This is a genomic window from Lysobacter sp. P5_B12 (assembly GCF_056400425.1).
In genome coordinates this window covers 215,600-231,451 of record NZ_JBFULG010000005.1, presented here as the reverse complement: position 1 = coordinate 231,451, position 15,852 = coordinate 215,600, and the positions used below count along the sequence as shown (strand labels likewise).

Sequence of the window (15,852 nt, the reverse complement as noted above, 5' to 3'; positions counted from 1 at the left end):
AAGGTCGTGAACGCTTCGACAGCTTCCGCCGGCGCAGGTTCCGCCGTGATTACTGTTGTGCGGTGGCTTCGTCCGAGCGCTTGTGCAGGCCCTGCACGTAGCTCGCCAGCGACTGGATTTCCTCGTCCGTCAGCGGCTTGGCGACCGAGGCCATGATGTTGAACAGGTGCGGGTCGGTCTGCGTGGTCGTGCCCGTGCGGTATTCCTCGAGCCGACGCTGCGCATAGGCCGACTGCTGGCCGGCGATGGCCGGGTAGGCCGGGCCGGGGTTGCCGCCGCCGGCAGGGCCGTGGCAGGACATGCAGGCCGGGATGCCGCGCGCCAGGTCGCCCTGGCGGAACAGGCGCTCGCCCACTTCGTAGAACTTCATGCCGGCGTTGGGGCCGGTGGCGATGGCGGTGTCGTCGGCCACGCCGGCGCCGGCCTTCTGCACGGCGAAGTGCGCACCCAGGTCGCGCATGTCCTGCGCGGTGAGGGCGTCGGCGAAGGGCTTCATCACCGCGGCCATGCCCGAGGTGCGCTGGCCGCTCTTGAAGAGTTCCAGCTGGTGCGCGATGTAGCGCTCCGGCATGCCGGCCAGGCGCGGGTACTGCGGGTCGGTCGGGTTGCCGTCCAGGCCGTGGCAGGCCGCGCACGTACCGGCCTTCTGGTCGCCACGCTTCACGTCGCCCCACACCGGCTTGGCCTCGACCAGCGGCTTGGTTTCCACCTGGGCATCCGGGGCGACGGGCGTCACCTGGGATTGGGCGAAAGCGACGGCGGCGACCGCAAAGGTGGCCGCGAGACCGGCGTAGCGCAGGACGCGTGCGTGGCGCATGCAAAGCTCCGAAATTGCTGGGTCCGGCGAAACCAGGCCGCCGGGTGGTCGCGGACCGAAATTCGGTCGCGAAGGCGCGGGATTATCGACGGCGGGCCGCCGACCGGTCAAACCGGAGGCCGGCCGGGCTTGCGCGGCGTGCGATCCTTGTCGCCATGGCCAACCCCCTTGCCCGCGCCCGCTACGTCCTTTCGGCGCACAACTACCGCCAACTGCCGCCCGATGCCGGCGCCGAGGTCGCCTTCGCCGGTCGCTCCAACGCCGGCAAGTCGAGCGCCCTCAACGCCATCGCGCAGCAGAATGCGCTGGCCCGCGTCTCCAAGACGCCGGGCCGGACGCAACAGCTGGTCTTCTTCGAAGTCGCCCCGCACAAACACATGGTCGACTTGCCGGGCTATGGCTACGCGAAGGTCCCCAAGGACCTGCAGTCGCACTGGCAGCAGTTCCTCGACGGGTACTTCTCCACGCGCGATGCATTGCAGGGCCTGGTGGTCATCATGGACATCCGGCACCCGCTGAAAGACTACGACCGGCAGATGATCGACTACGCCGCGCAGCGCGGCATTCCCGCACATGCGGTGCTCACCAAGGCCGACAAGCTCTCGCGTGGCGCGGCGGCGAACACGTTGCAGGCCGTGCGCATGGAGCTCGCGCGCGTGTACGGCGAGACCGTATCGGTGCAGACCTTCTCCGCCGAATCCAAGCAGGGCGTGGACGAAGCGCGCGCCGTGGTCTCGCGCTGGCTGGGCGTCTGACCGCAAGCCCCGTGCGCGGGAACGCCCCGCACAAGTGCCAACTTTGGAACGACGGCGTCCTGTCCGCGTGAGGAGTGCGTGGACGTTACCGGGACTATAGTGCCGGGCCTGCAACGGAAGGAACCGATGTCGAGCCTGAGCAACGTCGCCGAGCTTCCCATCACCGACCGGCGCGAGCTGGTCGAATACCTCGCGTCCGGAAGCAGGCCGCGCACCGATTGGCGCATCGGCACCGAGCACGAGAAATTCGGCTTCCGCACCGACGATCTGCGCCCGCCCACCTTCGACGGCGAACGCGGCATCGAAGCCCTGCTCGAAGGCCTGGTGCGTTTCGGTTGGGAACCGGTGCGCGAACACGGCCGCACGATCGCGCTGGCACGCGACGGCGCGAGCGTCACGCTCGAGCCCGCCGGCCAGCTCGAACTCTCCGGCGGCCAGCTCGAATCCATCCACGACACCTGTCGCGAGACCAACACGCATCTGGACGAAGTGAAAGCCGTCGCCGGGCAGCTCGGCATCGGCTTCCTCGGCATGGGTTTCCAGCCGAAGTGGCGCCGCGATGAAATGCCGTGGATGCCCAAGGGCCGCTACAAGATCATGCGCGACTACATGCCCAAGCGCGGCGACCTGGGCCTGGACATGATGACGCGCACGTGCACCGTGCAGGTCAACCTCGACTTCGCCAGCGAAGCGGACATGGTGAAGAAGTTCCGCACCTCGCTCGCGCTGCAGCCGATCGCGACCGCGCTGTTCGCCGATTCGCCGTTCACCGAAGGCAAGCCGAACGGCTTTCTCTCGTATCGCTCGCACATCTGGACCGACACCGATCCCGACCGCACGGGCATGCTCGACTTCGTGTTCGAAGACGGCTTCGGTTTCGAGCGTTACACCGACTATCTGCTCGACGTGCCGATGTACTTCGTCTATCGCAACGGCGAATACCTCGATGCGTCCGGCAAGTCCTTCCGCAAGTTCATGGACGGCAAGCTGGATGTCACGCCGGGGGCGCTGCCCACGCTGCGCGACTGGTCGGACCACATGACCACCGCCTTCCCGGAAGTGCGGCTGAAGAAATACCTGGAAATGCGCGGCGCCGATTCGGGCCCGTGGAATCGCATCTGCGCGTTGCCGGCGTTCTGGGTCGGCCTGCTGTACGACGATGCGTCGCTGGATGCGGCCTGGGACCTGGTCAAGGACTACTCGCGCGAAGAACGCCACGCCTTGCGCGACGGCGTGCCGAAGCATGCGTTGAAGTTGCCCGCGCGCCTGGGCAAGTCGCAGGCGACCGTGCGCGAGCTGGCGATCGAAGTGCTGAAGATTTCCGCCGCGGGCCTCGCGCGCCGCGATCGCCGCAACAAGAGCGGCGTGGACGAGCGCGTCTTCCTCGATCCGCTGATCGAAAGCGCGGAAGCCAACCAGACGCCGGCCGAACGCAAGCTCGCGCTTTACGAAGGCCCGTGGGCCGGCAACATCGACCGCGTGTTTTCCGAGTTCCAGTACTGAGGGTCAGAACACCGCGGCTTGCAACGGCGTATCGGCCCACTGCCACGCTGCCTGGAACTGTTTGCGCGTTTCCGCCGCGGCCTGTTTGTCGCCCATCGCGTCCTGCGCCTGCGCCAAACCATACAGGCCCCAGCCATTCTTCGGGAATTTCTGCAGGTCGTTTTCGAACGCTTTCTCCGCATCGGCCGGGCGTTTGGCTTTCAACAACGCCGCGCCGAGATAATTGCTGACAGGCAGCGGCCAATCCGCGGGTTCGTTGTAGGTCAGCTTGTCTTCGATCTCCCCGGCCTTGCGCAATGCTGCGATGGCTTGATCGTGTTTGCCCTGCGACGAGGCGATCTCACCCTGCAGCACGCCGGCGCCGACTTTCAGTAAATCGCCGGCGTAATTCGTGGTGCCGAGCATCAGCTTGGCCATCGCAGGATCGTCCGCGAGTGTTTGCAGCGCCGCGAGTTCGCGCTGCGCTTCGGCCGTATTGCCCTTGCGCAACTGCGCCATGCCGCGCGCGAAATGCCAGATGCCGGTGGGATAGGGCTGCGGCGCCGGCGATTGCGTGCGCGCGAGGATCGCATCCCATTCTCCGAATCGCACTTGTGTCTGCATCGGTACGACGACGAAGTGCTGCATGAAGTTGAGCGCGTCCAGTTTCTCCATGTCCGCGTGCTGCGCGGTCTGGTCCGAGGCCTGCGTGGCGAGCGTGCGCGATCCCATCAGCCCCGCGCTCAGCGTGGCGAAGTGCCAGTTGTGCGGCACGTAACCGAGCGGATACATGCCGTTGGTGCCCCTGCACACCGCGAGGAAATCCTTGTCGGCGGTGGAGGCGCGGAAATTGGCGAGCGTCGCGTCGTTGTAGCGGCCCGTGCGGATGTAGATGTGCGCGGGCATGTGCACCAGGTGCCCAGAGCCGGGCGCGAGGCCGCCCAGCGTGTCGGCGAGCGCCTCGGCGCGACCGGGATCGTCGGAGGCTTCGACCGCGTGGATGTAGTAGTGGATCGCGCCGATGTGCTTCGGATTGCGCTTTAGCACCGTCTCGATCGCGCCGAGGATCTTCGGCGTATCCGCGTTCGGCTTGCCGGCCGTCCAGTAATTCCAGGGCGTGAGGTCCATCAACGCTTCGGCATACATGGCTTGCGCATCGTCGTCGTCGGGAAACTGCGCGACGACATTCGCCATCGCATCCGCGTACGCCTTGTCGAGCGGCGCGCGATCGGCGGGCGCGGGATCGGCGTAGCGCTTCACCAACGCTTCGATCAACGCGCGGTCGGCGGGCTTCGCGTTGTCGGACAGCGACAGCGCCTTCTTCGCGAGCGCAGCGGCTTGCGGTACGACGTCGGGCTGCATCGGCAGGTTGATGTTCGGCCCGAGCACGAGCGCTTGCCCCCACACGCAGATCGCGCATTGCGGATCCAGGCGCGCCGCTTCGGCGAACGCACGACCCGCCGCTTCGTGGTTGAAGCCGTAGGCGAGCCGCAAACCCTGGTCGAAGTAACGCTGTGCGCCGGGCACGGGCGTGGCGATGTCGCGATGCAACTCGCCGAAGGTTTCGAACAGCGGCGGTGCGGGCGCCGCCGCCGTGTCGGCGCGAGGTGCCGGCGCTTCGCAAGCGGCGAGGAGTGCGGTGGCGGCGAAAGCGGCCGAGAGCGCGGCAACGAGCGAGGGACGCATGGTCGGGATCCTGCTGTCGGGTCACGAGGGAGAACGCAAGAGCTGACGCCGACAGGTCGCGAGTGCAGGGCTCGGATTCATCCAGCTGCGGAAGAGCTTTCGCCGTCGGTGGACGGCCGTCGAATTCCGATCATGGCCGCCTTACTTGCAGACGGATCTGCCATGTCATCGACCGCCGACCGATTCGCGCGCGCCCTGCGGGCCGTCCACGCCCGCATGCGGTTCCCTCTCCAGTGCATCACCGTCGCGCTGCTCTTCGCCGGACTGACCGTGATCGGCGCCATCGGCGCGGGAGGCGGCCTGGCACACGCCACGCTCGGCCAGGCCGACATCCTGCCGACCAAGCCGGCGAACCCGACGAACTATCCGACGCTCGAAGCACTGCTGCGCCAGTCGCCGCACGATACCGTGGTCGTGCTGAAGCACGTCGAAGACGACCAGAAGAACAGCCTGCTGCCCGAAGCGCGGGAACGTTTCGACAACTTCGTCAGGTTCATGGCGTTCGTCGATTCGCAGAACGTGCGTGTCGTCGCCCTTGCGCGCATTGCGCCGGGCCAGACGCTCATTGCGCCAAAGCATGCGCTTCCCACGGAAGTGCACGCCGCGATGCGCAACGTGACCCCGTTGTATGCGGGATTCCCATGGACCGGCGCCCCCGAAACGGCGTACCTGACGGCAGCGATCCAGGGCACGACGTTCCTGGACGCGCACTTGCAGGGCGTGCGCAACATCATCCTGATCGGCCACGGCCTCGATGAATCCGTGGAACTGCCGATGTTCGAAGCCGTGTTCAATCGCGTCAACGTCTATCGCAACCCGTTGCTGGACCCTCGCGTCACCGAGCGCGTCGACCCGACGTATCACACGCGGTACGTCGACCGGATGGATCGCCTGCCCAGATCCCCGAATGCGGCGCCCCTCAAGCTGCCGACAACGCTCGCCGAAGATCCGCATCTCCACTATGTGCCGATCGGCAACATTCCCGGCGTTCTCTCCACGCTGCCGAACGCGAACTTCGAAGGGACCAGCAGTTTCGGGCCCGACGGCCGGCCGGTTCCGCACGTCTTCGCGCCAGGCACGCCACCGCGTTACAGCATGGGCGATTTCGCCAACGTCCAGGCGTACGACGCACAACTCCGGTTGGTGTTGACAGGCGTCGTGGAGGATCAAGCGACGATCGAGCACCACACCAACCCGGACCGTTCGGCACTGGTCGTGGTGCCGGACAACGTCGTGAACAGGTTCGCGGCGACGACGGCCTGGATGAACGATGCGCAGATGCGCCAGGCGGTCATCGATCAAGGCATTTCGGCGTTCTCGCACGGAGTCCCGTTTCCCGACCAGCGCGGAGAGCAAGCGCTGCATACGGGCCTGGTGGAATTGACCGTCTCGGCGCACGGTGGCGTGCATCCCAACGGTGGCTACACCGTCGGGAACTTGCATCCGGGGCAACTCGCCGCGCTGATCGCAACGCACCCCGAACTCGACATCGCACCGGTGATCGCCAGGGGGCAGATGCCGCGGATCACGCACTTGCATCTTCTTGCCTGTGGCGTGCGCTGCCAGGCCGACTACGAAGCAGGCAGTGCGGGCAACCTGGGGCAGGACGAAGTGGACTATGCGCAGGCGCTGGTCCGCGCATTGCGGCGCAATGGCATCCATGTGGACCATGTTTCGGTCCACAACGCGACCGTGGTGACGTTCCAGGGCGGCCCGGAAAACATCAGCGCCTGGTTCGTGCTCAGCGATGCATTCGGCGATCCGCGCGGCTGGGCCTACGAGTCGCGCCTGCTCACGACGACACTGGAATACGACTCGGCGGGGGACACGTTCTTCGAGAACCTGGATCTCAACGAGCTCCAGCGGATCCAGGTCGAGGGTGTGCGGCCATTGCCATTGGTACGGCATGCGGGCGGGCCGCTCGTGCCCGCCGCACCCGGACGGACGCCGGCATGGATCGCCCAGGCGACGGGGCCGGCCATTGCAGCACCGGGGCTGGCGCACGTGACTGCAGCAGGTGCCGTCGTCAACGTGACGCCCGCGCCGGGCCTGGCGCCACGGCTCGACCCGGGTTCGCGCCGCGGCGGCGACTGGTGGCCCGTGATGGAGGTGATGTTCAAGAACGGCACCGTGGTGACGACCGCCGACCTGGATGCATTCATGGCCGGCGCGCGGCCGGACGACGGACACGTCGTGGTGGTGGATACCGACCCCGCGCGCCTGGAGGGCGTCCGCCTCGCGCTGCACCTGGCCAGGACCGCGCCGAACGCAATTGCATGGATCGCGCAATTGCGTGCGAACGGCCTGGATACCGCAGGTCCCGATCTGATCGACATCTGGCGTGGCACCACGCCCCATGATCACAACACCGAACTGGGTTTGCTCTCCGACCAACACGTCGAGGCCGCCTTCCAGATCCTCCGGCAGCGGGTCGTTGCGGGCGAATTCGTCTTCCATGGCGCGGACATCACCACGCGCGATGGCGCGGGCGTGGTCAACGCCAGTCTCGGACATGAGCCGGTGGCGATGCTCTGGCTCCCCGATGATGATCAGTTCCTCGCGCGCAGCGCGCTGCTCGGTTCCGACCGGGGCCGCGTCGAGACGCTCCTGCAATTGCGGCTCAACGTCGCCCTGTTGATGGGGCCGGACACCGTCGTCTGGCAGGAACAGCCAGGGGGCGGCGCGTGGCACGTCGCCGGCGAGCAGGCCTATCGCAACCACTTCCAACTGCCTGGCCGCCAGCCGCTGCCGGACGCCGCGAACACCGGTGGGGGAGCGGCGACGGCCGGAGGGCGCGACCAAGCGGTCATCGCCGGCGTCGATGCCGGCCTCGTGCGCGATGGTGCGAGCTCGACGGATCGCGATGCCGTGCGCGATGCGCTGCACGATCGCGAACAGGGCCGCCTGCATTCCTGGTGGACGCGCGCACGCGAAGCGCTCGGCAATGTCGCCGATTGGGTCATGCATCGCTTCGCCGCGATGATGCGCTCGATGGGCCTGTGGGACGCGCCCGCGGCGATCCTGCCGGCGGAAGCCGCCGCGGCGCATGCGCAGGACCCGGTGATCGTGCGGATGCAGGCGCAGAGCTTGGGGACGCGCCTGTTGCGGGCCAGTCGCGATCTGCTGGTCGCGCACGCACTCGATCCGCACACGTGGGTTCCCGTGCTCGAAACCGCGCGCGCGTTGACGACGGCCTGTCCGATGTCGGGTTGCACGGCACGGGAGGCCGAGACGGAATACGAAATGCGCTGGTTGCACGAGACGACGGGCGAAGAGCGCATCGTGCGCACGCGCGATCCGGTGTTCGCGCAGACGCGCGATTTCCTGGCCATGCACGTGGTGCAGGCCAACGCCGACATTGCGGGCGGGCACGTCTCCAGCATGAACGCGGCGTTTGCGCTGATGGGCCTGGCGCACATCCTCCAGGCGAACAAGCAATCGCAGCAGGAGGGATTGCCTTCGAACCTGGCGACCTCGCTGCAGGTGCAGATGTACCTGGGCGAGGCGATGGCGGTGGCCGGCGTGGCCAAGGATGTCGTGCAGGTCGTGCAACTGGCGCGCGAAGGCATGCGCGAGGCGGCGGAGGTGAGCTCCGCGCTCGGACAGACCGTGCGCATCGAGGCCCGATTGCTGCGGACGCTGGGGACGACGCTGGACGTGGTGGGAGGTTTGGCGTCGGTCGGCCTGGTCGGCGTGGATATCTACAACCTGGCCAACGCGAAGACCGACATGCAACGCGCGGTCGCAGGTGCCCAGCTTGGTGTGGACAGCATGTCGGTGGGGGTCACCGCTGCTGCGATCGTCGCGGAGATGGCGGGCGCGGCCACCGCCTCTTCGATCATCGGCGCATTCGCGGTGCCGCTGGCGGGGATCGGGATCGGTGTCGTCGGCCTCGTCGAGGCCTTCATGGCGGTGGCAGCAGACGTGGATGCGTCGGCGGCGAAGTTCGACAAGTTCGCCGATCTGTATGCACGCACGAGTTGGTCGTCGGCGGAGGATGGCCTCGTCGCATCGGGCCATCCGAGCGCGCCGACCAAACGGAGCGCGTACAAGTGGGATGCGAAATCGCAGACGCTGCAGCCCGTACACGGCATCGCCATCGGCCGCGTGGACTTGCGTGCACGCGACAGCCTGGGCCGGCGCTCGACGGCGTTCGCGGAGAGCTACATCGATCGCGCAGACCCGACCAAGCAAGGCTCTCAGAGCGTGGCCGGCAGTCGTCCGACGCTCACTGGCGGCAACGTGCCTTCCCCGGATCCGAACGCCGCGCCCATTCCGATCCTCGCACGCACGGGCATCTATCCGACCGGTCATCTGCCGTTGGCGACCGCAGACGTGGTCGAAACGCTGGTGGTCCCCGCGACGCCGGCTTCGCGCTTCCACAGCTACGAGTACCAGAACCTCGCCGATGCGAACGACCGACATCGGCAGGAAGCGGGCTTCATGGGCTACGAAGTGCTGCGTCGGTTGGAGAGCACGGACTGGAACGCCGGCTTCTTCCTCTACGACTTCGACCTCAATGCGGTCGGCACGATCCTGCGCCGCGTACACGAAAACTGGATTCCCACCACGGTGGACCTGGTGCTGGACGATGCGGTGCACACGGTGGCCTGGCCGGAGTTCATCATTCCCAAGGACACGACCTGGACGCCGGAACAGCAGCAGACGTATCGCGCCAGCAACCGGCAGATGACCGGCAACATGCGGTACCGGGTGAGCCCGAGCGGGCGCACGCAGGCCTACGTGCTTGCGCTGCAGGATGGCTACGGCAGCATCGAATTGCAGGCAGCGGGCACGGGCAAGTCGACCACGTGGATGCTGGATGCGCGTCATCTGGCGAACCCGGATGGGATTGCGACGTCGCTCGAATCGCGTCCATCGGGGCCCGGCCAGCATGGCGTGCTGCGCATCTCCGGCAACGAGGTCCGCATCGCCGGCGTGACCGGTGCAACGCCGGTGGCCGGCGAAGGCAGCGCGCAGGTTTACGTGGTGATGGCGCATGGCGTTTGGCACGTGGATTTCGCCAAGGGCGAGCTGGTCTCGAAAGACCTGCTGGCTGCCACCGACCTGGTGCACGACAAGCGGGTGCAGGACGCGCTGCGGCGCAAGGGCTTTTCCTGGCGCAGCGATGGCTTCATCGAACTCACCGGCTCGCCGACGCGTCCGTTCCCGGTGCATGGCGCCACCGTGCAGCGCTATTACCAGTCGGTGCGCGACGAAACGCTGGTGCATGCACTCGAAGACGCTTATCCGAAGGCCACGCTGGTGTTCGGCGACGCGCACGAAGCGCTCTTCCATGATCCGGACAGCGGGCAGTTGCTGCGCGTGGCCGCCGGCTCCGTGCGCCCGCACCGTGCGTTCGTGATCGGCGCCGCCAACGACACCACGCCGCACGTGATCAAGCGCGTGGATCGGCTGAACGCGGATACGTTGCTGGTGCTGGTGGAATACAAGCGCAAGACACCGGCATACCTGACCGGCACGGCCGCACCGGAGATCAATGACGGGGTGACGATCGCGTACAAGATCGGCGCCGAGCAGGCGCAGGTGTTCGCGCTGATGGGACACCATCGGTTGAGCGCGCACCTGGAGGAAAGCGATCGCGCCACGCCGAACGGCGAGGCCTATGGCGATTTCATGGCCTATCTGGCGACGCTGGCGAACGTGGCTTATACGCCCACGCCGGTCGCCGGCCTGACGCCGCTGGTGCCCGTGCCCGCACAGTGGGTGTCGGTGAACGGCATGGTGCGCGTGCCGACGGGTGACGTGGCGCGGCAGTACTGGATTCGCGCGAGCGACGGGCATCTGCTCAAGCCCTTGTTCGTCGCGCCATCGGCGACCTGTCGCGCGGGCATCGGCGCGGTGGATGGCTTCAAGGTGCGCCACGCGGTGACAAGCGCCGGCTGCGCGCTCGCGCATCCGGGCGACGCGGTGATGCTCGATGCCTACCAGGGCCCCGCAGCGGAAACCGGCTCGGCCACCACGACATGGCATCGCTTCCACACTCCGAGCCTGGGCGTGCTGTATGGCGTGCGCGCACACGCCCCGGAAACGAGCCCCGTGCAATATCCGCGGACGCAACTGTTGGCGGTGGGCAAGGCAGGCGCTGCGATCATCGAAGGCGAGGATGCCTCGGGCCTCGTGTGGCGACAGGCCGACACGGGCTGGCAACTGAGTGGGGTCGCTGCGGCGTACGTGATCGCCGCGCCGAATGCGTGGTTGACGAACCTGACCGCATTGGTCGCATCGCAGCCACAAGCCACGCCTGCTGCGTCGCCGTTGCCGGTTTCGGGCGTGCAGGACGCATCCAACCAGGACGTGCAGGCGTGGTACATGCCGGCAGAAGACCGTTGGACACTGGGCAAGCCGGGCATGCACGTCGTGGACGATGGCACGCGCTCGCCCTTCCGCGCGACCTTGCGCGATGCCGACGGCGCGCTGTGGCACTCCTCGACGATGACAGGCGGTCAGTTCGCCGCGATGCTCGACGGACGCAAGCTGCGTGGGGACGTGCAGCTGGAGTCGGTGAAGTTGCCGGCCGGCTTCGGGCGTCCGGTCTCGCTCAGTGCGCGGCGCGATGCGCAGTGCGATGGCACGTTCGCGATGTACGAGAACGGCACTGCGATGTGCCTGTCGGCGACGGGTCGGCCGCAAGTGTTGGAGATGGCGTGGTGCCCGGCGCAGCCCGTGCCCGCGCGGCCGGCAGGGACGCAAGCCGATTACGTGCAACTGGCATGCGCAAACGGATCGACGCGCGATCGCAGCGGTTGGCTCGCGCCGAGCGGTGAACGCATCGCGTTGCCGAAACCCGATGCGCTGCTGGATGCATCGCAGTACCGCCTGCTGGGTTTCAGTGCGCAGGCGAAGGAAGCGTACTTCTTCCATCCCGAACACCAGATCCTGTACGTGACCAACTGGGCGGGCGACTTGCAGCGTCGACACTGGATGGCCGATGCCAACGTGGTGGGGGATTCCCTGTTCCTGCACCAGGCGCGCAACGGCCTGCCGGCTGCGTACATCCCCCGCATCGATGGGCTGACGACGCTTGGGCTTGCCAGCGCGAGCCACTACGCCGCCGATTATCTGATCGATGCGGCCACGCGCACGCACTATCCGCGCATCGTGGTCGACATGGGCGCAGCGCCGGCCGGCCCGCACCAGACACACGATGTGCATCTGTTGTTCGACAATGCGAGCAAGCTGGTCGTGCAGGCTTGGCCCGGCGGCTGGCGCGCCCACAATGAAGACACCGGGCAACAGATCGAGCTGCGCGGCAGCGGTGGAAACAAGGCGCTCCACTTCGGCGACACCGGGCAATCGCTGGAGCTGGCGGACCTGCGCCCGGTGAGCTTCCTGGAGTTGCCGAAAGACTTCGTGCTGCCCCCGGCGAATGCACCGTTCACCGATCGCCTGGACGTGGACGGCGACAACCTCGCCGACCTGGCGTGGGTGGAGAACGTCAATGGGCAGGGGCGCCTGCGCTGGGTCTCGCGCAACGCCGACGGCACGCGCGCGGGCGTCGACGTGCGCAGCGATGTCGCGGTGCCGTGGACGAGCGATGTGGCGCAGTATCGGTGGCTGTCGTCGGAGGGCACGGCGTTGTACTGCGCATGGGTGCAGGCGGCCTCGCCCGTGGTCGGCAGGACCGGCCTGAACTGCTACGCCATCGATCGCGACGGCGTGCGCCCCGCCGGCCGTCAAGCGGCGAACGCGGGCAGTGCGCCGCCCGCGAACCTGGAAGCTGCGATCACGGCGACGGCGAATGCCGCGCGTTACCTGCAGCTGCAACGCGAACCCGGGCAATCGCTCGGCGAGCTCGTGCGCTTCGACGGCACCGACTTCCAGTGCGTGCGCGATGGCAACAACACGAATGCGTGCCTGCGCACCGATTCGCTGGCCGCCGCGAAGGCGGACCAGACGTTCCTGACGTGTCCAGCGACCACGACGACGGCCCAGGCGCCAGCGTGGTGCCAGCGCGCACGCCACGCGCAGGTGCAGGCGACCGTCATTGGGCCGTGGACGCCCTCCGGCTTCATGGTCCGCCTCAACCAGGGTGACGTGGAATGCATGTCCTACGACGGGCGAAACTGCATCGGTGCGGCAACTCCGGATTTCACCCGTGTTGCCAAGCCGCTCGTGTGTGGTGCCGCGCATCGCATCCAGTGGGGCTCGCCGGGCTATGGCAATCCTGCACACTGGTGCGAATCGCGTCGCGCGGCGGCGGGCGACATCACCGCAGTCCCACCCCCCACTGCCGGCAGCGCCCCATCGGTGAGCAACCTGCGCATCGATGGCGACCTGCGCATCGGCAACACCTTGCGCACGCTCTACGACTTCGCGCACGCCGGCGGCGCGAAGGAAGGCGCCAGCCAGTACCAGTGGTCGATCACCGATGCGGCCGGGCAATGGCGTCCGATCAACGGCGCCAAGCACCGCACCTACACTTTGCGCCCCGAAGATCTTGGCAGCACGCGCTCGCTCCGCTTCACCATCGAGCGTCTCGTGGCCTCCACCGGCGATGTCGCCGCCACGCAATGGTCCACGCAGCGCACCGGCATCCAGGGCAACCCACCGGAGGCGCGCAACTTGCGCATCGAAGGGCAGGCGATGCATGGTCATTCGCTGAGGGCGGCGTTCGATCCGTACGACGCCGAAGGTGATCCGATTGGCGGCACGACTTACCAATGGTGCGAGTACCCGGCCGACAGCGAGACCGCCAACAGCTGCACGGCGTGGAGCACGAGCGACACCTATGCGATCACCTTGGCCAACATCGGCAAGCGCATCGCGGTGAAGGTGATCGTGCGCACGACCAGCGGTACGCCCAACGTCGGTGTCGAAACGCTGTCGGCGAAAACCGCCGTGGTCACCGGCGCACCGCCGGAAGCGCGCAACCTGCGCATCGAAGGCCATGCGCAGCAAGGCGCCGTGCTGCGCGCCGTGTTCGACGCCTACGATGCGCAGAACGATCCGTTCGGCGGCACCACGTACCAGTGGTGCGAATACCCGGCCACCGGCGATACGCCGAACAGTTGTGCGGCGTGGAGCACCAGCGACAGCTGGACCGTCACCGCGGGCAACGTCGGCAAGCGACTGGCGGTGAAGGTAATCCCGCGCACGAGCAGCGGGACGCCGAACGTGGGCGAGGAGGTGATCGCCGAGAAGACCGGCGTGATCGTCGGCGGCAACGCCCCGCGGGCGCTGAACCTGCGCATCGAAGGCGAGGCGAAGCTGGGTGCGCGCTTGCAGGCGCTGTTCACCGGCTTCGACGTGAAAGGCGATCCGATCGGCGGAAGCACGTATCGATGGTGCGAGTACGCGCCCAACGCCGCCACGCCCACCGGTTGCACCGAGTGGAGCACGAGCCCGTACTACACCGTGGCCGCAGCCAACGTGGGCAAGCAACTGGCGGTCAAAGTGATCGTACGTACGACGAGCGGCGCGCCGAGCGCCGGCGCCGAGGCGACGTCACCGGAGAAGACGGCCACAGTGGTGTGGGCATCGCCGAGCCATGCGCGCGAAGGGGTCGTTGCGATCCCCGATTCTGGCGCCTGGGTCGAGAGCAAGATCACCGTGTACGACTACGGCACGATCACCGACCACCGCGTCAACGTGCGCATCACGCATCCGAACATCGGCGACCTGCAGGTCAACCTGGTCAATCCGCAGGGCGTGTCGTACACGCTGCACAACCGCAGCGGTGGCGGCGACGACAATCTGATCAAGGAGTTCAAGGTCCCGGCGACCGGGGGCGAGCAACGCGGTGTGTGGACCTTGCGCATCCGCGATGCCGGCACCGGGTTCACCGGCCAGCTCGAGTCGTGGCGCATGTCCTTCCAGGGACCGGCGGCCACCGTGTGGCCGGGCCCTCCACCGCTGGAAGGCACGTATCACATCCGGTTCGCGCTGATGCAGCCGCCGCACCCGTGGTCCGACTACGGTTGCCTGGTGGCGAACGGAAATGGCACCACGCAGGTCCTGTCGGCGATGTCGGCGCCACCCGAAAAGCGGGTGATGTGCAACGCAACCGTGGAAAGCGGCATCGCGCGGTGGGACGTGTACCCGGTGGTTTCCAGCACCGGGCAGATCGCACACGTCATCAAGAACCGTTCGAACAACAAGTGCCTGATCCGTAGCAGCAACGGCACGGCGCTGCATGCCACGTTGTTCCTGTGGAGCACGAGCAACCAGAAGTTCTGCGGGTTCCCGACCGCCGATGTGTTGATCGCCAACGGGCAGGCGGCGTGGGACCTCAGCGGACTGCAGCCGGTCGGACAGGACAGTCGCGCCTTCCACACCGGCGGAATCCGGCTGATGAAGCCCACGCAATCCTTCCTGGTGCTGACGCCAGCGCTGGAACCGACGCCCACGGCCAGGTTCAGCAACGACGTCGAAGTGATCAAGCAGTGGGAGATGGAGTTCCATCGCGTGGGCGATCTGCCCGGCGCGAGCCCACCTGAAGCGCGCAACGTGCGCATCGAGGGCACGGTCGAGCCGAGGGAGACCTTGTCGGCGGTGTTCGATGCGTTCGACGCGAACGGCGACACGTTCGGCGGCACGACGTACCAATGGTGCACGTACGCCGCCAACAGCGACACGCCCGAAGGCTGCAGCGACTGGTCGACCGACGCCCACTTGCTCGTCAACGTCGAGCACATCAACAAGCGCCTGGCCGTCAAGGTGATCCCGCGGACCACCACCGGCATGCCCAACCAGGGTGTCCAGGTGGAGTCGGCCAAGACGATCGTCGTTCCCAAGCCGCCGCGCATTTACGAGCGCGAGGACTTTTCGTTGTGGCTTGCGATTCCAGACAATGGATCGACGGACAGCGCGATCCACGTGTTCGAAGATGAGCCGACCACCGCAGTGGTTCTCAAGGTCAATATCGCGCATGCGCGGACCAGCGACCTGCAGGTCACGCTCACTTCCCCGCAAGGCACCACTTGGACCGTGCCGGCCACGCATTTCCAAGGGCAGGAGTACACGATCGCGTTGACGAGCAGCCAGCAGCGTGGCAACTGGATCCTTCAAATCCGCGACAAGCAACCCGGCGTCGCCGGCCAGCTCGACTACTGGAGCATGGAATTCCGATGAGCGCCGTAACGGTGTAGC

5 protein-coding genes are annotated in these 15,852 nt (G+C 67.1%); 3 read left to right on the top strand and 2 right to left on the bottom strand.

The features are described 5' to 3' along the window. Nucleotides 1–49: 49 nt before the first annotated feature. Nucleotides 50–817: a c-type cytochrome gene (locus AC1DOM_RS10380; RefSeq protein ID WP_498962935.1), complete on the bottom strand. Its 768-nt coding sequence runs from the start codon at nt 815–817 to the stop codon at nt 50–52. A 155-nt stretch (nt 818–972) separates the two neighbouring features. Here AC1DOM_RS10380 and yihA point away from each other — a divergent pair, with 155 nt between their 5' ends. Together yihA and AC1DOM_RS10370 are read left to right on the top strand one after the other, a co-directional pair. Next, a complete protein-coding gene (gene yihA / locus AC1DOM_RS10375) occupies nt 973–1,572 on the top strand; it encodes a ribosome biogenesis GTP-binding protein YihA/YsxC (protein ID WP_498962933.1) in 600 nt (199 codons plus the stop codon). Between the two features lie 126 nt (nt 1,573–1,698). Continuing rightward, a complete protein-coding gene (locus AC1DOM_RS10370) occupies nt 1,699–3,075 on the top strand; it encodes a glutamate--cysteine ligase (RefSeq protein ID WP_498962931.1) in 1,377 nt (458 codons plus the stop codon). A gap of 3 nt (nt 3,076–3,078) precedes the next feature. Here AC1DOM_RS10370 and AC1DOM_RS10365 read toward each other — a convergent pair whose 3' ends face one another. Further along, a complete protein-coding gene (locus AC1DOM_RS10365; protein WP_498962930.1) occupies nt 3,079–4,740 on the bottom strand; it encodes a tetratricopeptide repeat protein in 1,662 nt (553 codons plus the stop codon). Nucleotides 4,741–4,956: 216 nt separating this feature from the next. On the opposite strand from AC1DOM_RS10365, the gene AC1DOM_RS10360 reads away from it, so the two are divergent. Beyond that, complete coding sequence (locus AC1DOM_RS10360) at nt 4,957–15,834, top strand: TcdA/TcdB pore-forming domain-containing protein (protein ID WP_498962928.1); 10,878 nt, start codon at nt 4,957–4,959, stop codon at nt 15,832–15,834. Nucleotides 15,835–15,852: the final 18 nt, after the last annotated feature.